Annotated in this window: 21 protein-coding genes; 13 read left to right on the forward strand and 8 right to left on the reverse strand. The window is 65.1% G+C overall.

What is annotated here, in order from left to right:
* Nucleotides 1-19 precede the first annotated feature (19 nt).
* Both C491_RS15550 and C491_RS15555 read right to left on the reverse strand, forming a co-directional pair.
* Nucleotides 20-2,281 carry a CDC48 family AAA ATPase gene (locus C491_RS15550; RefSeq protein WP_005557993.1) on the reverse strand — a complete coding sequence of 754 codons (2,262 nt, stop codon included), beginning with the start codon at nt 2,279-2,281 and terminating at the stop codon, nt 20-22.
* Entirely contained in the window at nt 2,278-2,526 is a 249-nt protein-coding gene (locus tag C491_RS15555) for a DUF7127 family protein (RefSeq protein ID WP_005557994.1), read from the reverse strand. Before C491_RS15555 ends, C491_RS15550 begins: the two co-directional genes overlap by 4 nt.
* Nucleotides 2,527-2,732: 206 nt before the next feature.
* Here C491_RS15555 and C491_RS15560 point away from each other — a divergent pair, with 206 nt between their 5' ends.
* On the forward strand, nt 2,733-3,509 hold the full coding sequence (locus tag C491_RS15560) for an alpha/beta fold hydrolase (protein WP_005557995.1): 777 nt from the start codon (nt 2,733-2,735) through the stop codon (nt 3,507-3,509).
* Nucleotides 3,510-3,522: 13 nt separating this feature from the next.
* Here C491_RS15560 and panB read toward each other — a convergent pair whose 3' ends face one another.
* On the reverse strand, nt 3,523-4,335 hold the full coding sequence (gene panB / locus C491_RS15565; RefSeq protein ID WP_005557996.1) for a 3-methyl-2-oxobutanoate hydroxymethyltransferase: 813 nt from the start codon (nt 4,333-4,335) through the stop codon (nt 3,523-3,525).
* A 96-nt stretch (nt 4,336-4,431) separates the two neighbouring features.
* Between panB and C491_RS15570 the strand changes: the two genes are divergently transcribed.
* Nucleotides 4,432-4,665 carry a DUF5822 domain-containing protein gene (locus tag C491_RS15570; RefSeq protein ID WP_005557997.1) on the forward strand — a complete coding sequence of 78 codons (234 nt, stop codon included), beginning with the start codon at nt 4,432-4,434 and terminating at the stop codon, nt 4,663-4,665.
* On the opposite strand, the gene C491_RS15575 is transcribed toward C491_RS15570, so the two are convergent.
* The 3 genes from C491_RS15575 to C491_RS15585 all read right to left on the reverse strand — a co-directional run bounded on the left by C491_RS15575 (nt 4,666) and on the right by C491_RS15585 (nt 7,762).
* Nucleotides 4,666-5,196, reverse strand: coding sequence for an HAD family hydrolase (locus tag C491_RS15575; protein WP_005557998.1), 531 nt, complete (start codon nt 5,194-5,196; stop codon nt 4,666-4,668).
* 42 nt (nt 5,197-5,238) lie between these two features.
* Nucleotides 5,239-6,363, reverse strand: coding sequence for an acyl-CoA dehydrogenase family protein (locus C491_RS15580; protein WP_005558003.1), 1,125 nt, complete (start codon nt 6,361-6,363; stop codon nt 5,239-5,241).
* A gap of 154 nt (nt 6,364-6,517) precedes the next feature.
* On the reverse strand, nt 6,518-7,762 hold the full coding sequence (locus C491_RS15585; protein ID WP_005558004.1) for an HAD family hydrolase: 1,245 nt from the start codon (nt 7,760-7,762) through the stop codon (nt 6,518-6,520).
* Between the two features lie 120 nt (nt 7,763-7,882).
* Between C491_RS15585 and gfcR the strand changes: the two genes are divergently transcribed.
* Nucleotides 7,883-8,533 (forward strand): transcriptional regulator GfcR, encoded by a 651-nt coding sequence (gene gfcR, locus C491_RS15590; protein WP_005558005.1) that lies wholly within the window; start codon nt 7,883-7,885, stop codon nt 8,531-8,533.
* Nucleotides 8,534-8,802: 269 nt separating this feature from the next.
* Nucleotides 8,803-9,246 carry a hypothetical protein gene (locus C491_RS15595; protein ID WP_005558006.1) on the forward strand — a complete coding sequence of 148 codons (444 nt, stop codon included), beginning with the start codon at nt 8,803-8,805 and terminating at the stop codon, nt 9,244-9,246.
* A gap of 150 nt (nt 9,247-9,396) precedes the next feature.
* Here the strand turns inward: C491_RS15595 and C491_RS15600 are convergent, their stop codons facing one another.
* A complete protein-coding gene (locus tag C491_RS15600) occupies nt 9,397-10,359 on the reverse strand; it encodes a transcription initiation factor IIB (protein ID WP_049892140.1) in 963 nt (320 codons plus the stop codon).
* A 162-nt stretch (nt 10,360-10,521) separates the two neighbouring features.
* Between C491_RS15600 and rnhA the strand changes: the two genes are divergently transcribed.
* A complete protein-coding gene (gene rnhA, locus C491_RS15605) occupies nt 10,522-11,115 on the forward strand; it encodes a ribonuclease HI (protein ID WP_005558008.1) in 594 nt (197 codons plus the stop codon).
* Nucleotides 11,116-11,161: 46 nt separating this feature from the next.
* Nucleotides 11,162-11,935: a DUF7108 family protein gene (locus C491_RS15610; protein WP_005558009.1), complete on the forward strand. Its 774-nt coding sequence runs from the start codon at nt 11,162-11,164 to the stop codon at nt 11,933-11,935.
* A gap of 77 nt (nt 11,936-12,012) precedes the next feature.
* On the opposite strand, the gene C491_RS15615 is transcribed toward C491_RS15610, so the two are convergent.
* Nucleotides 12,013-12,372: a PadR family transcriptional regulator gene (locus tag C491_RS15615; RefSeq protein WP_005558010.1), complete on the reverse strand. Its 360-nt coding sequence runs from the start codon at nt 12,370-12,372 to the stop codon at nt 12,013-12,015.
* A gap of 201 nt (nt 12,373-12,573) precedes the next feature.
* On the opposite strand from C491_RS15615, the gene C491_RS15620 reads away from it, so the two are divergent.
* From C491_RS15620 to C491_RS15650, 7 genes are all read left to right on the forward strand, one after another.
* Nucleotides 12,574-13,104: an inorganic diphosphatase gene (locus C491_RS15620; protein ID WP_005558011.1), complete on the forward strand. Its 531-nt coding sequence runs from the start codon at nt 12,574-12,576 to the stop codon at nt 13,102-13,104.
* A gap of 126 nt (nt 13,105-13,230) precedes the next feature.
* Nucleotides 13,231-13,365, forward strand: coding sequence for a hypothetical protein (locus tag C491_RS24020; protein WP_005558012.1), 135 nt, complete (start codon nt 13,231-13,233; stop codon nt 13,363-13,365).
* Between the two features lie 207 nt (nt 13,366-13,572).
* Nucleotides 13,573-14,916, forward strand: coding sequence for an alkaline phosphatase family protein (locus C491_RS15630; protein ID WP_005558014.1), 1,344 nt, complete (start codon nt 13,573-13,575; stop codon nt 14,914-14,916).
* Between the two features lie 90 nt (nt 14,917-15,006).
* Nucleotides 15,007-15,714, forward strand: coding sequence for a DUF6498-containing protein (locus C491_RS15635; protein ID WP_005558016.1), 708 nt, complete (start codon nt 15,007-15,009; stop codon nt 15,712-15,714).
* A 42-nt stretch (nt 15,715-15,756) separates the two neighbouring features.
* Complete coding sequence (locus tag C491_RS15640; RefSeq protein WP_005558024.1) at nt 15,757-16,125, forward strand: hypothetical protein; 369 nt, start codon at nt 15,757-15,759, stop codon at nt 16,123-16,125.
* Between the two features lie 45 nt (nt 16,126-16,170).
* Complete coding sequence (locus C491_RS15645; RefSeq protein ID WP_005558026.1) at nt 16,171-16,584, forward strand: DUF371 domain-containing protein; 414 nt, start codon at nt 16,171-16,173, stop codon at nt 16,582-16,584.
* A 133-nt stretch (nt 16,585-16,717) separates the two neighbouring features.
* A complete protein-coding gene (locus C491_RS15650; RefSeq protein WP_005558029.1) occupies nt 16,718-17,023 on the forward strand; it encodes a hypothetical protein in 306 nt (101 codons plus the stop codon).
* Nucleotides 17,024-17,139: the final 116 nt, after the last annotated feature.

The raw sequence follows: 17,139 nt of genomic DNA on the forward strand, positions 1-17,139 counted from the left end.
GAGAACGAGGGCGCTTCCGTTACTGGAAGGTGCGGCCGAGCTGTTCTTCGCCCTCGGGTTCGGTGGCCTGGAACTGCTGTTCGATCTCCTCGTAGCGCTCGCGGGTCTCGGGGGTCACGCTCGGCTGGACCTCCTCGAGTGCCTGCTCGAAGTGTTCCTTGCTGATGCGGACGTTCTCGATCGTGTCCGGCATGTCGTCGGGGTCGACCGAGTTGATGAACTCGCGGCTGGCGGCCATCGAGGCCTCACGGGTGACGGCCTCGATGTCGGCGCCGACGTAGCCCTCCGTTTCGGCGGCGAGCCACTCGAGGTCGATCGCGTCGGCCAGGGGTTTGTCGCGGGTGTGGACCTCGAAGATCCGCTTGCGGCCCTCCTCGTCGGGGACCGGCACGTGGACGTGGCGGTCGAGGCGGCCGGGCCGCAGCAGCGCCGAGTCGATCAGGTCCGGGCGGTTGGTCGTCGCGATCACGACGACGTCCTCGAGCTCCTCGAGGCCGTCGAGCTCCGTGAGCAGCTGGGAGACGACACGCTCGCCGACACCCGAATCACCCTGGCGCTGGCCGCGTTCGCCCGCGATCGAGTCGATCTCGTCGAAGAAGATCACGGTCGGAGCGTTCGAACGGGCCTTCTCGAAGACCTCGCGGACGCCCTTCTCGGACTCGCCGACGTACTTGTTCAGCAGTTCGGGGCCCTTGATCGAGATGAAGTTCGACTGGGACTCGTTGGCCACCGCCTTGGCGAGCAGGGTCTTCCCCGTGCCGGGCGGGCCGTACATGAGGACGCCCCTGGCGGCCTCCATGTCCATCTGTTCGAACACCTCGGGGTAGTCGAGCGGCCACTGGATCGTCTCGCGAAGCCGTTCTTTGGTGTCTCCGAGGCCGCCGACGTGGTCCCACGTGACGTCCGGCACCTCGACGAAGACCTCCCGGAGCGCCGAGGGCTGGATCCCCTTCATCGCCTCCTTGACGTCGGTTTCGGTCACCTCGAGCGATTCGAGGATCTCGGCGTCGATCTCGTCGGATTCCAGGTCGAGGTCGGGACGGATCCGTCGCAGGGCGTTCATCGCACCCTCGCGGGCGAGGCTCTCGAGGTCGGCGCCGACGAAGCCGTGGGTGTTCTCGGCGTAGTGATCGAGGTCGATATCTTCGCTGAGGGGCATCCCGCGGGTGTGGACCTGCAGGATCTCCTTGCGGCCGCCCTTGTCGGGGACGCCGATCTCGATCTCGCGGTCGAATCGGCCGCCCCGGCGCAGGGCGGGGTCGATCGCGTCGACGCGGTTGGTCGCGGCGATGACCGTGACTCGGACCCGCTCCTCGAGCCCGTCCATCAGGCTCAGGAGCTGGGCGACGACGCGTCGTTCGACGTCGCCGCCGGCTTCCTCTCGTTTGGCGGCGATGGAGTCGAGCTCGTCGATGAAGATGATCGCGGGGGCGTTCTCCTCTGCCTCCTCGAACACCTCCCGGAGCTGCTCCTCCGATTCGCCGTAGTACTTCGACATGATCTCCGGGCCGGAGATCGTCTCGAAGTGAGCGTCGATCTCGTTGGCGACGGCTTTCGCCATCAGGGTCTTCCCGGTGCCGGGTGGGCCGTGCAGCAGGACTCCCTTCGGCGGTTCGATGCCGAGTTGCTGGAACAGCTCGGGGTGGCGCATCGGCAGCTCGATCATCTCGCGGACCTGATCGAGCTCGTCGTCGAGTCCGCCGATGTCCTCGTAGGTGATGTTCGGCACGCCCTCGGGGGACTCGCCGGCCTCGGAGCTGACCTGCTCGGCCGGCGTCTCGGAGATCTCGATGTTCGTCGAGTCGGTGATGACGACCGTCCCGGAGGGATCGGCGCTGGCGATCTTCAGCGGCACCGACTGGCCGGAGCTGGCCATCGGACCGAACGACAGCGAGAACGGCACCGTCTGCCCCTCGGCGACGGCCTGTCCGGACAGCTTGTCGCGCACGAGCGGGCCGATGTCGCCGCGAATGCGGAGGTTCTGCGGGAGTGCGACCGTAACCGAGTTCGCGGGCTTGACGTCGGCCGGCTCGACGCTGACGTTGTCGTCGATCCCGACGTCGGCCTCCTGGCGCAGGCGGCCGTCGATACGAACGATGCCACGACCCTCGTCCTCGGGGTAGCCGGGCCAGACGCGCGCGACGGCCTGGCTGTCGTCCTTGCCCTCGATGACGATGTAGTCGCCGTTCTCGAGGTCGAGCTCGCGCATCGAGACGCGGTCGATTGCGGCGAGTCCGCGGCCCGCGTCCTTCTGTTTTAGGGGTTTGACGGTGAGTTTCATTGGTTGCCCTCCAGTTCGACAGTGAGCACGCCGTTTCTGATAAACGTGTGCGCGTCAGCTGCGCCGTCGGGCAGCTCGAACTCGTACTGGTCGTCGCCGTCGACGACGATGACCGTGCCGTCGGCGATATCGGCGGCGGCGTCGGTACTCGCCGTGCCGAAGTCGACGGCCAGCACCGATCCGTCCTCGTACTCGTAGCGACGAGCGATCTGCTCGTCTTCACGAGTGAATTGATCGAGTGTCATGGTGATACTAACTATGGGTAAGTGCTACTAGTATATAAGTATTCCCCCATAAAACCACGGTACTGAATCGGGGTGCCATAGAAGAGGCTTGTTCGCAGTTCAACGTATGGACTCCGGATGCAGGACCCTATCGGATCCGTCCGTTCCTGCCGGTTGTATCGGCGCCGGCTCGAGCCTTTATACCGGTTCCCCGCGTCCGGAGGAGTATGGAAACGGTTCGACACCACGGCCGGGAGACGGCCTACGAGGTCGCCGATCGAGGGGGAACTGGGCCGACGATCTGTTTTGTCCACGGGAGTGGGGGCTCGCGAGCAGCCTGGAAGGCACAGCACCGCCTCGCCGACCGATACCCGGTCGTCGCCGTCGACCTCAGCGGGCACGGCGACTCCGGGGACGTCGACGCCAGCGCGGGGTACACGGCGCTGTCGGCGTACGCCGACGATGTCGCGGCCGTCCTCGAGGCGACGGATGCGAGTGTACTGGCGGGTAGCTCCCTTGGCGGAGCCGTCACTATGCAGCTTCTGCTCGAGCGGGAGCCCGACATCGACGGTGTCGTGCTTGCCGGGACAGGCGCCAAGCTGGGCGTGCTCCAGGACCTGCTCGAGTGGCTCGACACTGACTTCGATCGGGCCCTCGAGTTCCTCCATGGGTCGGATCGGCTCTTTCACGATCCCGACCCCGAACTGCGCGACGAGTCGATCGAACGGATGCGCGAGTGCGGACAAGCGACCGTGCGCCGGGACTTCCGAACCTGCCACCGCTTCGACGTCCGCGACGACGTCCACCGGATCGACGTTCCCGCACTCGCGGTCTACGGCGAGCACGACCAGCTGACGCCCCCGCAGTACCACGAGTACCTCGCCGACGAGATCGGCGAGGGCGACCTCGTCGAGATTGAGGGCGCAGCTCACCTGGCGATGCTCGAGCAGCCTGTGGCGTTCAACGAGGCCGTCGCGGAGTTCGTCGGCGGACTCGAGGAGTAACCCGTCTCGAGGATCAGTACAGGTCGTCGAGATCCCGCTCCTCGTGGCTGTGTTCCTCGGCCGGGAACTCGCCGGACTCGACGGCCTCGACGTAGCCCTCGACGGCCGAGCTCATCTCCTCGCGGACGTTCCCGAACTGCTTCGAGAAGGAGGGCGACCAGTCGCTGAGGCCGACGGCGTCGTCGACGACCAGCACCTGGCCGTCGCAGTCGGGGCCGGCGCCGATCCCGATCGTCGGAATCTCGAGCGCCTCGGTGATCTCGGCCGCGAGGTTCGACGGGACGTGCTCTAGGACGAGCGAGAACGCGCCGGCCTCCTCGTGGGCAACGGCTAGCTCGAGCATGCGCTCGGCGGCCTCCTGATCGGTCCCCTGGCGCGGGTAGCCGCCGTACCGGTTGACGTGCTGGGGCGTCAGCCCCAGGTGGGCCATTACGGGGATTCCGAGCTGGGCCATCGTCTCGGTCAGCTCGACGGTGTGGGGACCACATTCGAGTTTTACTGCGGCGGCACCCTCCTCTTTGAGCATCCGCCCGGCGTTCTCGAGGCTGTCAGCCTCGTCGACGCCGAAGGAGAGAAACGGCATGTCGGCGACGACCAGTGCCTCGTCGGTCGCCCGCGAGACCGCGCCGACGCGAGCCGCGACGTCGTCGACGGTTACCGGGAGCGTCGTCTCGTACCCGAGTGAGGTGTTGCCGACGCTGTCGCCGACCAGGATCATGTCGACGTCTGCCTCGTCGACGATTTCGGCCGTCGGTGCGTCGTAGGCCGTCAGCATCGTGATCGGTTCGGTTCCGGCCATCGACTGCAGCTCCCGTACGGTAGGCATACGTGTGGGTTCGGCTCCCGCGAGTAAACGTCATCGTTCCGCACCGACGACCTGCCACCCGCGACCCTTAAGAGGACCCGGTGAACACGTTCGAACGTGCCAGAACGCGTCGAAACAACCTCGCCGGACGGGGTCGACTTCGGGTGGGTGATGCAGACGACGTTCGTCGTCACGATCCTCGTCGGCGCGCCGATCGTCGCCCTGCTGTCGATCGGCACCGAGCTCCCGACCTGGGGCGCTCGAGCCGAGTTCGCGATCCGAGTGGGTGCCGTCGTCTGGCTGCTCGTGGCGCTGTCGGTGTTCGCATACGCGAAGCGAACGCAGGAGTAGCTACTCGCTGCCCTCGACGTACTCGAAGTCGACGCCGGCTCGGTCGGCCGTTCGCTCGTCGCGCTCGGTGTCGCCGACAAACAGCGTGGACGCCGGCTTCGCGCCGAGCCCACGGACGGTCTCGAGCAGCGGCTCGGGGTCGGGCTTTCGCGTCTCGACGGTGTCCCGACCCACGACGGCGTCGACCGCGGGCTCGAGGTCGTGTTCCTCGAGCGCGATCCAACAGGCGGCCTCACAGTTGAGCGAGCAGACCCCGACGGGAACCCGCCGCTCGAGGGCCTCGTCGGCGCGGGTCAGGCGACGCGACAGCCGCGCGCCCTCGCGTTCGTGGTCGGCGATCGTCTCCTCGACGGCCGGTGCGATCTCGAACTTGCTCGCAGCCTCGAGCAGCTCCCAGAGGTTCTCGCTGGGTGGCTCGGTCGCGGCCCGGGCGTACACCGCGATCACGTCGATCGCAACGGCGTTCCAGTCGACAACGAGGTCGACGAGAGTCCCGTCCAGGTCGTAGACGACGGCGTCGTATTCGGTCACGACGGATGATACGGACGGGAGTAGAATAGCGACTTCGGTCCGCTACTCGAGCAGGTGGCGCGCGATCACCTTCTTCTGGATCTCGGTGGTCCCCTCGTAGATCTCGGTGATCTTGGCGTCCCGGTAGAGCCGTTCGACCTCGCCCTCGGTGACGTAGCCGTAGCCGCCGTGGATCTGGACGGCCTCGTTGGTGACGTGCATAGCCGTCTCGCTGGCGAAGTACTTCGCCATGCTCGCGGTCAGTCCGGCGCTGCCCGACGCTCGCTCTCGGGCGGCCTCCCGAGTCAGCAGCCGGCTCGCCTTGATTCGGGTCGCCATCTCGGCGAGCTTGTGGCGAATCGACTGGAACTCGCCGATCGGCTGATCGAACTGCTCGCGCTCCCCGGCGTACTCGAGCGCTTCGTCCATCGCACACTGGGCGAGACCGACCGACTGCGCCGCGATGGCGATCCGGCCGCCCGTAAGGATGTGAAAGGCGGCCGAGAGACCGCGTCCCTCCTCCGTCAGCCGGTTCTCGGCGGGGATCCGGACGTCGTCGAAGGTGAGACTGGTCGTGTCGCTCGCGCGGAGGCCGAGCTTGTCCTCCTTCTCCCCGACCGAGAGCCCGTCGACGTCGCCGGGGACGAGGAACTGGGTCACCGTCGACGGATCGTCGCGGTCGGTCTTTGCAAATAGCACGTAGACGCCCGCCCGCTTTCCGTTCGTGATCCACTGCTTCTCGCCGTTGATGACGTACTCGTCGCCCTCCCTGCGGGCCTCGGTCGACATCTCAGCGGGGTTCGAACCGGCATGGGGCTCCGAGAGCGCGAACGCGCCGACGGGGCGGCCGTCGGCCATATCGGGGAGCCACCGCTCCTTGAGCTCCTCGCTGCCGAACTCGGCGATACAGGAGGTCGCCAGCGAGTGGACCGACAGCGCCGTCGCGACCGCCAGCGCACCGTAGGCGACCTCCTCGTTGACGACGGCGGCCGTCACGGGGTCGGCGTCGTAACCGCCGTACGCCTCGGGAACGGTGAGGCTCGTCAGGTCGAGCTCGGCGAGCCCGTCCCAGACGTCCTCGGGAAACTCCTGGCTCCGGTCGGCCTCGAGCGCCGTCGGTCTAATCTCCTCGCGGGCGAACTCGCGGACCACGTCGCGAACCGCCGCCTGCTCGTCGGTGAGTTCCATACGACCCCATTCGAGCGCGGTGGCAAAAATGGCCACCACTCGAGCGCCCGATCCTTACCGGTTCGCTCGGTCGATTTGCCGTCGTTGTGTCGTCGGGCCGTTCGTTCCCGCCGAGACGGTCCGTCCGTTCCGGCAGTGTGAGTGTCGGCCTCGCTCACCCGAGGCTCGCGAGGCGATTGAGCGCGTACGCCGTCTGGAGGACGTCGACGCTCTTTCCGCGATCGAAGACGAGTTCGTCGGTGCCGAGGACGTGCTCGAGGGTGTCCTGGGAGGCGTGTTCTGGCGCGGCCGCGATCCCGGCGTCGTTCTCCGCAACCCACTCCATAACGCGGCGATCGCTCTTGGAGTCGCCCATCACCAGCGCGAACGGGTCGTCGATCCCGAGCACCTCGAGCGCGCGCTCGACGCCGACGACCTTGTTCAGCTCGAGGCTCCCGATTTCGGCGGCGTCGGCCTCGTAGTAGGCGACGTCGATCCGCTCGAGGACGGCCGCGAGCTCGTCGGGAATTTCCTCGTCGTCTCGATCGGGGTAGGCGCCCTCCTCCTCGAGGACGGTCCTGATCTCGGGATCTTGATCGGCGTAGAACGCGCGGGTCCGGTCGCGGATCTCCTCGCCGTCGAACTCGATCGCCTCACTGACGGCGTCGGCCAGCAGGTCGATCAGGTAGACGAGCGCGTCGTCGATGATCTCGCGGGCGTCGGCCGACCCGGTTTCGTAGTTGGGTTTCATCGTGACGTTGAACTCGTTGCCCTGCAGGTGACAGCCCCGCCTGAGCGCGTCGGGAGCCTCCGTCAGGACGCGAGCCCGCAGGTCGTCGAACACCTCGCGGATCTCCTCGTCGAGTTCCTCGTACAGCAGCTGTTTGGTCTCGGCGCCGTGGCCCGGCGTGAACACGCCGGTTCCCGCCTCGTAGACGATCGACAGCTCCCCGGAGTGGACGATCTCGCTGCCGAGCCCCTGGATGGCAAAGCCCTTGACGTTCTCTAAGGTCTGGCCCGTACAGATCACGATCGGGACGCCGGCCTCGTGAAACTCCGTCAGGACGTGCAGGGTCTCGCGCGGGATCTCGTTGTCCGTACTGCCGGCCGAGCGCAGCGTCTCGTCGACGTCGAGGACGAGCACGTTTACGCCACGGCCGTACTTGGCCTCGAGGTCGAGCGCGGTAAACGCCTGATCGCGGGTCGCCCGCGCGGCGATCTCCGCGAACGTCTCGCCGGCTGCGAACGCCGCCCGGATCTCGTCCTTGCGGTCCTCGAGCTCCTCGTTTGCCGACTGCCAGTGCTCGAGGGCGACCCGGGAGTCGACGGCGGGGAAGACGTCGACGAACTCCTGGTACTCTCGCAACGTCTTCGTGTCGTACTCGTCGTAGAGCTGGTAGACGAGATCGTACCGTTCCATACTCGAGATACCGGAGAGACGAGTGATAATCCTTGCCAATACTGAGAGTCTTTCCAGGGAGTCGAGGCGACGTTCGTCGGCTGCGACACGACTATAAAAACGGCGTGCGAACTCCGAGCCATGAAAAACGTTGACGACCTTATCGAGAGCGCCGCCGAGCTCGCGGGCCAGGGCCTCTCGAAGGGCGAGATCGCGGACGAGCTGAACGTCTCCCGGGAGACCGCGAGCTGGCTGGTCGAGCGCGGCGACGCGACGACCGACCTCTCGAGCCAGTCGACCCAGCAGTCCGCCGAGAACGGCGGTCCACAGGACATCCACGTCGACTGGTCGGCGATTGGCCGGGACAGCAAACGGATGAGATCGATCGCGGAGGCGATGGCCGACCTGCTCGCCAAACACGGCGAGGACGTCGATCTGACCGTCGGGATCGAGAAGGCGGGGGGGCCCATCGCGACGCTCATCGCGAGCGAACTCGAGACCGACCTCTCGACGTACACGCCCGCGAAACACCAGTGGGAAGAGGGCGACATCGAGGAGCTGGGCGGGACGTTCTCCCGGAACTTCGCGGGTATCCGCAACCGGGAGTGTTACGTCGTCGACGACACGATCACCAGCGGAACGACGATGCGCGAGACGATCACGGCGATCCGGGCGGAAGGCGGCGAGCCGCTGGCGTGTGTCGTCCTCGCGGACAAGCAGGGCGTCGAGGAGGTCGAGGGCGTTCCCGTCTACTCGTTGCTACAGGTCATCAGCGTCGGCAAGGACGAGTGACGGCTCCGACGGACGAGCCCGACCGATTCGTCCGTTCGAAACGGTAACTAACGTTTTCGGCGTGCGGACGTCCCGATTACGGTCGGTCGATCTCCCGTTACCGCCGCCGACAGGGGTGTCCCGGTCGCCGGACTGGCGGCTCGAGTGCCCGCGATTTTCTCGCCCGGGAACCCGTTCGACGTAACTGCAGTTTGTGTTCGACGGAGCGAGAATAGGCAGCGCATTCTCTTTACTGTAGACTTCTCAAACCCGATTCGGAGTGACCGATCATGGAGGACCATCTCACACGCCGGCGTCTGATCGCACTGAGCGGCACAGTTAGCGCTATCGCAATCGCAGGATGTAACGACGATCCGGAAGACGATCCCGAAGAGGAGGAACCGGACGACGAGGAAGAGGATCCGATGGAAGACGACGAGGAGGATCCGGTAGATGACGAAGAAGACGACGAAGAGGATCCGGTAGACGACGAGGAAGACGATGAGGAGGACGACGAGGACGACGACATGATGGACGACGAAGAAGATGACGAAGAGGATCCGGTAGACGACGAGGAGGACGATGAGGTGGATGATGACCCGATGGACGATGAAGAGGATGATGAGGACGACGATATGATGGACGATGAGGAGGACGACGAGGACGACGACATGATGGACGACGAAGACGACGAGGACGACGATATGATGGACGATGAGGAGGACGACGAGTAACCCGCCGAACTCGTCCTCGAGCGGCCGCAGGGACTTGCACCGACGTTCGGCAGCGAGCATCCACGGAGACGGCGCCTGGATCAGCGACAGTGCTGACGAACGGTAGGCGGCGGTGGTCGAATAAAAGAGGTGGTGTTGGTGGTGTCGGTGTTAGCCGTGGATTCCCATCGCTTCGATCTGTTCCTGGTAGCGGTTCCGGATCGTGACTTCGGTCACCTGGGCGACGTCTGCGACCTCGCGTTGGGTCTTCTTCTCATTACACAGCAGCGAGGCGGCGTAGATCGCCGCCGCGGCGTACCCGGTCGGGGATTTGCCCGAGAGCAGTCCTTCCTCGGCCGTCTTTTCGATGATCTCGTTGGCCTTGGTCTGGACCTCCTCGGAGAGTTCGAGTTCGGAACAGAAGCGGGGAACGTACTTTTTCGGGTCGACGGGGCGCATCTCGAGGCCGAGTTCCTGCGAGATGTACCGGTACGTACGACCGATCTCCTTTCGCTCGACGCGTGAAACTTCCGAGATCTCCTCTAAGCTTCGCGGGATCCCCTCCTTGCGACAGGCAGCGTACAGCGCACTGGTCGCGACGCCCTCGATCGATCGGCCGCGGATGAGGTCCTCCTTGAGCGCGCGCCGGTAGATGACCGACGCCACCTCGCGAACCGACCGCGGCACACCCAGCGCCGAGGCCATCCGATCGATCTCCGAGAGCGCGAACTGCAGGTTGCGCTCGCCAGCGTCCTTGGTTCGGATGCGTTCCTGCCACTTGCGCAGGCGGTGCATCTGACTGCGCTTCTTCGAGGAGATCGAGCGACCGTAGGCGTCCTTGTCCTTCCAGTCGATCGTCGTCGTCAGTCCCTTGTCGTGCATCGTCTGTGTCGTCGGCGCACCGACGCGGGACTTCTCCTGTCGCTCCTGGTGATTGAACGCCCGCCACTCCGGACCGGGGTCGATCTTCTCCTCCTCGACGACGAGCCCACAGTCTTCGCAGATGAGCTCACCCCGATCGGAGTCTTTCACGAGATTATCCGATTCACACTCGGGACAGGCACGTACCTCGTCCTGTTCCTCGGATTCGTCCGTTTCACGCATTCGCTCCCGCTGGCGGGTGGACCGTGTCATCGCGCTTTTATAGTAGTACTACTATGATATATAAGTTCTGGGGTCCTCCTCCCAACACTTTCCTGTTATCCGTCGAAAACGGCATTTACAGACGTTCAGCGAGATGGTTTACGATTTGAAACCGCAAAACCTTTATCCGACTCTCCTCGAGCACAGACACGAATGCCGGTTATCGAGTGCGACGTCGACGACGCCCGCGAGCGCCTCGAGGAGGCGGGCGTCGCCGTCGATTCCGGAAACACCGAACACGAACGCTGGCGGGCGAGTCGCGAGGGTGCGACGGCCGTCGCCTACGACGACAAGGTCGTGGTTCAGGGCGAGACGCCCCGCACGCTCGAGTCACTGCTTCGCGAAGGCGGCGGCCGAGCCCACGTCTACTTCGACGGTGCCAGCCGCGGTAACCCCGGCCCGGCATCGATCGGCTGGGTGATCGTCACGAGCGAGGGAATCGTCGCCGAGGGGGGCGAACGGATCGGACGAACGACGAACAACCAGGCGGAGTACACCGCGCTGATCACGGCCCTCGAGGCGGCAGAGGAGTACGGCTACGGCGAGGTCCACGCCCGCGGGGATTCCGAGCTGATCGTCAAGCAGGTCCGCGGGGAGTACGACACCAACAATCCCGAGCTGCGCGAGCAGCGGGTTCGGGCCCTCGAGCTCCTCTCTTCGTTCGACGACTGGACCCTCGAGTACGTTCCACGGGAGGTCAACGACCGCGCGGATGGACTGGCCAACGAGGCGCTGGACCAGGGGTAGCGCCGAAAACGGCAACGGAAAGGGCGTCGAGCGCGAACGACGGGTAATGAGCGACCTCGCGGACGAGAGAGGCGATGAAGAGAGGCCGCCCGGGGAACTGCCCGACGACGTCGTCGACGAGGCCGAACGGCTGACGCGGCTGGCCCGCACCGCGACCGACGAGAACGAGCGCGCGGCCCGGCTCGAGCGTCGTGACGACCTGCTCGCAGAACACGAGTTCACCGCCCGCGTTCGGGACGAGGAGGACGCGACGCTCGTGCTCCACCCCGAGGAGTGGCATGCCGACGGCGTCATCAGGACCGATCGCATCGAGGACATCGACCGGGCGATCGAGATCCAGCTCGAGGGCACCGAGGATCCCGACGACTGGCAGGCGGTCGACGAGCGAAACCGCGAGCTGGTCGCCGAGGTCAGGGCGGCCCACGGCGATGTCCACGGCGACAACGCGGTCGCCCTCGCGGACTTCTTCGGGAATCACTACGCGAAGCCGATCGAATCGGCGACGCCGACGGAGCTCGAGGAGTTCCTGACTGAGTACTTCGTTCGGAACGCCTGGCCCTCCGAAGCACNCAGGGCGGCCCACGGCGATGTCCACGGCGACAACGCGGTCGCCCTCGCGGACTTCTTCGGGAATCACTACGCGAAGCCGATCGAATCGGCGACGCCGACGGAGCTCGAGGAGTTCCTGACTGGGTACTTCGTTCGGAACGCCTGGCCCTCCGAAGCACAACAGGACGCGGTCGAGGAGTCGATCGATCTGGTCTTCGAGGCGGCCGACGAGCCACACCCGGAGCTCCGGGAGTCCTCAGCCGTCGAATAAAACGGAAACGGTTCGGCGTCGATCACACCCGCGTGCGATCGACCGCGAACGGAGGTTCTGACACCCTGGTTTGCTGTTTAGTAGCTCTCGTCGACGAGCTGGCGGATCTCGTCGGCGCGGTCGTCGTCCGTGACGATCTTCGAGAGCGACCACTGGACGCCGTCGAGGACGGCCTCGTAGCCTTCGTCGGTCAGCGAGTACTGGTTCGTCCGCTTGTCGAGTTCGCTCTTCTCGACCAGCCCGAGCTCGACGAGTTCGTCGAGGTTCGGGTAGAGCCGGCCGTGGTTGACCTCCGTTCCGTAGTACTCCTCGAGTTCGCGCTTGATCGCCAGGCCGTACATCGGCTCCTTGGCGAGGATGGTGAGGATGTTGGTCTGGAACGCAGTCAGCTCGCGTGCGACACTCTGATCGCCGCTGATTGATTGTGCCTCTGACATAGTTGTGTAACAGTCATCGGACTATTTAAGACTTCTCAACTATTTTGCCCGATCGTCCCGCAGACCCCGTCCAGCAGCCGATACCGGCTCGAACGTCGTCCCGACGAGCCACGTACTCGGCGCTCCGTCGACGGTCGTCGGCCATACCGTCCGATACGATTACGAAAGGACTTTTTGACCCACCGTGAACGTTCGAAATACATGGTCAATCTCTGGGAAGACCTCGAGACCGGACCGAACCCGCCCGAAGAGATCTACGCGGTCGTCGAGTGTCTCAAGGGCGAGCGCAACAAGTACGAGTACGACAAGGACGTCCCCGGTGTCGTCCTCGACCGCGTGCTCCACTCGAACGTCCACTACCCCTCCGACTACGGCTTCATCCCGCAGTCGTACTACGACGACGAGGACCCGTTCGACGTGATGGTCCTCGTCGAGGATCAGACGTTCCCCGGCTGTATCATCGAGGCCCGTCCCGTCGCCCTGATGAAGATGGACGACGACGGCGAGCAAGACGACAAGGTCATCGCGGTCCCGAGCGAGGACCCCCGCTACGACCACATCGAGGACCTCGAGGACATCACCCAGCAGCAACTCGACGAGATCGACGAGTTCTTCCAGACGTACAAGAACTTAGAGGAGGGCAAGGAGGTCGAGACCCAGGGCTGGGAGGACCGACAGGCCGCCTACGACGCGATCGAACACGCCCAGGATCTCTACGACGAGAACTTCTAGCGGCGACCCCGAGCCAGCGTTCGATTTTTCTGCCAACGGATTCGTCGGAGTTATCGCCACCCGTCCGCCGTATGTGTTATGAGCATGGGTAATTTTATTGGGTGAGCCGTCGTACTACCGTCCGTCATGGCAGCAACCAACCCGTCCCCACGAGAGTCCGCGTCGACCACCGAGTCGGTCGAATCCGGTACCGGGATGGCCCACCTGACGGTCGTCCCGACGAACTTCCGCTCCGAGAGCGCGGACGAGGAGACGGAGTAGCCCGGTTCCCGATCGCCCGCCGCGAGAGCGACCGGAGATCCTGCCGGTTTCTACGAGCACCTCGAGGACCTCCGCCGCTGGCGTCGGTCCGCAGCACCGACGCAACAGTCGGCAACGCCGAACGCGAAACCGAGACTATCGTCACCGGTTCTCGAAAACAGTGTCCGGAAACGAACCTTCTTGTATGCGGTCGGACTACGGCCCCGCATGGGTTTGTTCGACCGGTTGCGGGGCGACGACTCCCCCCGAGTCGCGTTTATCGGCGTCGACGGCGTGCCGTACAGTTTACTCTCCGAACACGAAGACCGGTTCCCGAACTTCGCGTCGCTGGCAGCAGACGGTACTGCGAGCGAGATTTCGAGTATCGTCCCACCCGAGTCCAGCGCCTGCTGGCCGTCGCTGACCACCGGGGTCAACCCCGGTGAGACGGGCGTCTACGGCTTCCAGGATCGCGAGGTCGGCACCTACGACACCTACGTCCCTATGGGACGAGAGGTCCAGGCCGACCGCGTCTGGGACCGCGTCCAGGACGAGGGGCTCAAGGCGACCGTGATGAACGTCCCCGTTACGTTCCCACCACAACGAAACGTTCAGCGCATGGTGTCGGGCTTTCTCTCGCCCGACCTCGAGAAGGCCGCCTACCCCGAAGACGTTCGTGAGTACCTCGAGACGCTCGATTACCGGATCGACGTCAATCCGAAACTCGGTCACGAGGAGGAAAAGGAGGCGTTCATCGAGGACGCCCACGAGACGATCGACGCCCGCTTCGAGGCGTTCGAACACTACATCGAGGAGGACGACTGGGACCTCTTTTTCGGCGTCTTCATGACGACCGATCGGGTCAACCACTTCCTGTTCAAGGATTACGAACGCGACGGCCGGTACCGGGAGGAGTTTCTTGACTTCTACACCAAGGTCGACGACTACGTCGGCCGCCTTCGGGAGGCCCTTCCCGAGGACGTCACGCTGATCGTCGCCTCCGACCACGGCTTCACGAGCCTCGACTACGAGGTCCACTTCAACGAGTGGCTCATCGAGGAGGGGTGGCTCTCCTTCGAGGGCGACGAGCCCGCGGAGCTGGGCGACATCGCCACGGAGACGACGGCCTACTCCTTCATCCCCGGTCGGTTCTATCTCAACCTCGAGGGCCGCGAACCGCGAGGTTCGGTTCCCGAGGACGAGTACGACGAGGTTCGCGACGAGCTCAAGGCCGACCTCGAGGCGCTCGAGGGCCCCAACGGCAACAAGGTCGTCGACCGCGTCGTCGAGAAGGAAGCGGCCTTCCGCGGCGATCACGACGACATCGCGCCGGATCTGGTCGCGATTCCGAACAAGGGCTTCGACCTCAAGTCCGGCTTCAAGGCCGACTCCGAGGTCTTCACCACCGGCCCGCGAAACGGGATGCACAGCTTCGACGACACCTCGCTGTACATCGACGACCCCGACGCCTCGATCGGTGAAGCCGACCTCTACGACATCGCCCCGACGATCCTCGATCTGATGGACCTCGAGTACAACCGCGGCGAGTTCGACGGCGCGAGCCTGGTGTAGTCCCAGCTGTCGACACCCGGCTTCGGACGGTCGCCAGTCGTTCTCGGAGACGCGACAAGAAATTTAATCCAGTGAGAGGAACCGGAGCCCGTGTACTCCTCGTGGAGCGGCTCTCGGACGGCCGCTGTCGGTCTGGTCCTCGCGAATCTCGTCCCGCTAGTCGGGGTCGCGTTCTTCGGCTGGACGCTCCACTCACTGCTGGTGATCTACTGGCTCGAGAGCGGCGTGCTCGGCGCGGCGTACGTCGCGAAGATTCGACGCGCAGCGGGTGAGGACGATCCCGACAGCCTTCCCGAGTGGGAGATCAGTTCGCTCGGCGATACGGAAGCCCGGACGCTCGAGTCGTTCGTCGGGAAGCCGAACCGAACGATCGCCAGGTACTTCGCGGGCTACTTCGGCGCGTTCTGGGTCGCCCACGGCGTGTTCGTCCTCGTCGGCTTTCCCGACATGTTCCCCGAGGTGGCGATCGCGTCGCCGTTCGCTGTCACCGTCGCAGCCGTCGCCCTGACGCTTCAACACGCCCTCTCCTACCGGCTCAACTATCTCGGTAACCGGGAGTTTGAGCGGAACGGGCCAGTGACGCTGCTGGCCGAACCGCTCAATCGGATTGTCGTCCTACACGTCACAATCTTGCTCGGCGCGGCCCTAATCGAAGGAGCCGGCGGGCCGATAGAGGCACTCGTCGTGATGATACTCGCGAAGACCGCCTTCGATCTCGAGGCGCACCGTCGTGAACACGAACGGGCGCAGCGTCAGTCAGTCGAGACCGCGACGACGGAAACGGTCCCCGCGGAGTGAGGCGGCCGAAGCGAATATCTTGTTTTGCTGTCAACACCCCGTATGAACGGACGACTCGTCGGCATCGGCATCCTCCTCGCAGTGCTTTCGAGTGGTCTGGTAAGCTGGCACACGGGCTCGATGGCCGTCCTCGGTGCCACGCCCGCCGGAATCACAATCTACCTGTTCGTCGGCGTCGCCGGCCCGCAGTACGTTCTCTCGAGACGGCTCGACGACCCGCTCCGGCTGAGGGTAGCCGTCCTGGCCGCTGTCGGTGCCCTTCTCGCTCTCGGCTGGGGCGTTCTCGGTGCCGATCTCCACGGCGAGGTCGGCGTCGGCCTGACGGCTGTCCTCGCGGTCGTCGTCTTCGGCGTTCTCGGCGGGGCCGTCATCCGTGAGCTCCGCGCCGGCTATCGGGGGGAGACGGCGTAGCGCCGAGTCGATCCCGTTTTCCGAGCCGCTCGACTCTGTCGAGTTATGGAGGAAGTGATCCGCGCTCGAGGACACGAGCACGTCAGCGCCGCACACGCGAGCACGTTCGAGGTGACGACCGACGACTACCTCACACCTGCCGGGGACTGCATCCTGGCGATCGACGCCGATCGGGCGCCCGCCGACTTCGACCCCGAGTTCGTCGAGGCCTGCCGGGACGAAGCGGCGACGATCACCGTCGAGATCGAGGCCGACGGCCGCCGCGAGTCGGTCGAGGGACGCGGCGATCCCGACCTCGAGTTCACGAACGAGCGCAGCGCGGTCGGCCGAACCAGCGACTACGTGGACGACCGAACGATCGTGGTCGGCGCCGAGCTCGCGGCGGAGGGGTTCGACCGAGAACTCGTCGACGCGCTCGCCGAGGGTGCCGAGGCGACGGTGACGCTGACGGTCGAGTAGCGAGGCTGTCCTACGATCGACGGGTTCCGTGGCCTCGACCGACGGTGTCGTTTTCGGATCGTCCGTCGCGGACGACTATTCCGGGCACCGAACTATTTTCCCGCGGAACCAACGATTGGTACCAAGAGACACGATGCTCGATATACAAACCGCCGACCACCTCGAACAGCGACTGAACAGCGTCGACTCGCTCGACGAGCTCCAGGCGTTCGTCGCCGCAACGTCTCGAGAACTGGAGGAGCCGTCGACCGAACCGATCGACACCCAGCGAGAGGAGCGAGTGATCGGCGGCCTCGAGCGACTGCTCGGCGGTATTCGGGAGAAACTCGAGACGCTGGCCGCCGAGGAGGGCGCGGAGAGCTACCAGCTCAGCGTCGCCGGCGGGACGACGGGGCTCTCGGTGACGGTAACGGTCTCGTACACCTCTGGGAATCCGTAGCCGAGGAACTCGCAGGCGACGGGGAGGCGACCGCTCGAGCGAGGGGTCTCGATGAACTGGTGTTCGAGTCGGATCACCGCTTCCACGGCGGTTTTGCTCCTCGAGCCCGAATCCTG

The organism is Natronococcus amylolyticus DSM 10524, from assembly GCF_000337675.1.
Classification (GTDB): Archaea; Halobacteriota; Halobacteria; order Halobacteriales; family Natrialbaceae; genus Natronococcus; species Natronococcus amylolyticus.

What these genes read in the sequence shown, in the direction of transcription:
- C491_RS15555 (WP_005557994.1), bottom strand. Translation starts at nt 2,526, where the DNA reads ATGACACTCGATCAATTCACTCGTGAAGACGAGCAGATCGCTCGTCGC.
- C491_RS15645 (WP_005558026.1), top strand. Translation starts at nt 16,171, where the DNA reads ATGGAGGAAGTGATCCGCGCTCGAGGACACGAGCACGTCAGCGCCGCA.
- C491_RS15580 (WP_005558003.1), bottom strand. Translation starts at nt 6,363, where the DNA reads ATGGAACTCACCGACGAGCAGGCGGCGGTTCGCGACGTGGTCCGCGAG.
- C491_RS15595 (WP_005558006.1), top strand. Translation starts at nt 8,803, where the DNA reads ATGGAGGACCATCTCACACGCCGGCGTCTGATCGCACTGAGCGGCACA.
- C491_RS15630 (WP_005558014.1), top strand. Translation starts at nt 13,573, where the DNA reads ATGGGTTTGTTCGACCGGTTGCGGGGCGACGACTCCCCCCGAGTCGCG.
- C491_RS15620 (WP_005558011.1), top strand. Translation starts at nt 12,574, where the DNA reads ATGGTCAATCTCTGGGAAGACCTCGAGACCGGACCGAACCCGCCCGAA.
- C491_RS15550 (WP_005557993.1), bottom strand. Translation starts at nt 2,281, where the DNA reads ATGAAACTCACCGTCAAACCCCTAAAACAGAAGGACGCGGGCCGCGGA.
- C491_RS15560 (WP_005557995.1), top strand. Translation starts at nt 2,733, where the DNA reads ATGGAAACGGTTCGACACCACGGCCGGGAGACGGCCTACGAGGTCGCC.
- rnhA (WP_005558008.1), top strand. Translation starts at nt 10,522, where the DNA reads ATGCCGGTTATCGAGTGCGACGTCGACGACGCCCGCGAGCGCCTCGAG.
- C491_RS15600 (WP_049892140.1), bottom strand. Translation starts at nt 10,359, where the DNA reads ATGACACGGTCCACCCGCCAGCGGGAGCGAATGCGTGAAACGGACGAA.
- panB (WP_005557996.1), bottom strand. Translation starts at nt 4,335, where the DNA reads ATGCCTACCGTACGGGAGCTGCAGTCGATGGCCGGAACCGAACCGATC.
- C491_RS15585 (WP_005558004.1), bottom strand. Translation starts at nt 7,762, where the DNA reads ATGGAACGGTACGATCTCGTCTACCAGCTCTACGACGAGTACGACACG.
- gfcR (WP_005558005.1), top strand. Translation starts at nt 7,883, where the DNA reads ATGAAAAACGTTGACGACCTTATCGAGAGCGCCGCCGAGCTCGCGGGC.
- C491_RS15615 (WP_005558010.1), bottom strand. Translation starts at nt 12,372, where the DNA reads ATGTCAGAGGCACAATCAATCAGCGGCGATCAGAGTGTCGCACGCGAG.
- C491_RS15640 (WP_005558024.1), top strand. Translation starts at nt 15,757, where the DNA reads ATGAACGGACGACTCGTCGGCATCGGCATCCTCCTCGCAGTGCTTTCG.
- C491_RS24020 (WP_005558012.1), top strand. Translation starts at nt 13,231, where the DNA reads ATGGCAGCAACCAACCCGTCCCCACGAGAGTCCGCGTCGACCACCGAG.
- C491_RS15650 (WP_005558029.1), top strand. Translation starts at nt 16,718, where the DNA reads ATGCTCGATATACAAACCGCCGACCACCTCGAACAGCGACTGAACAGC.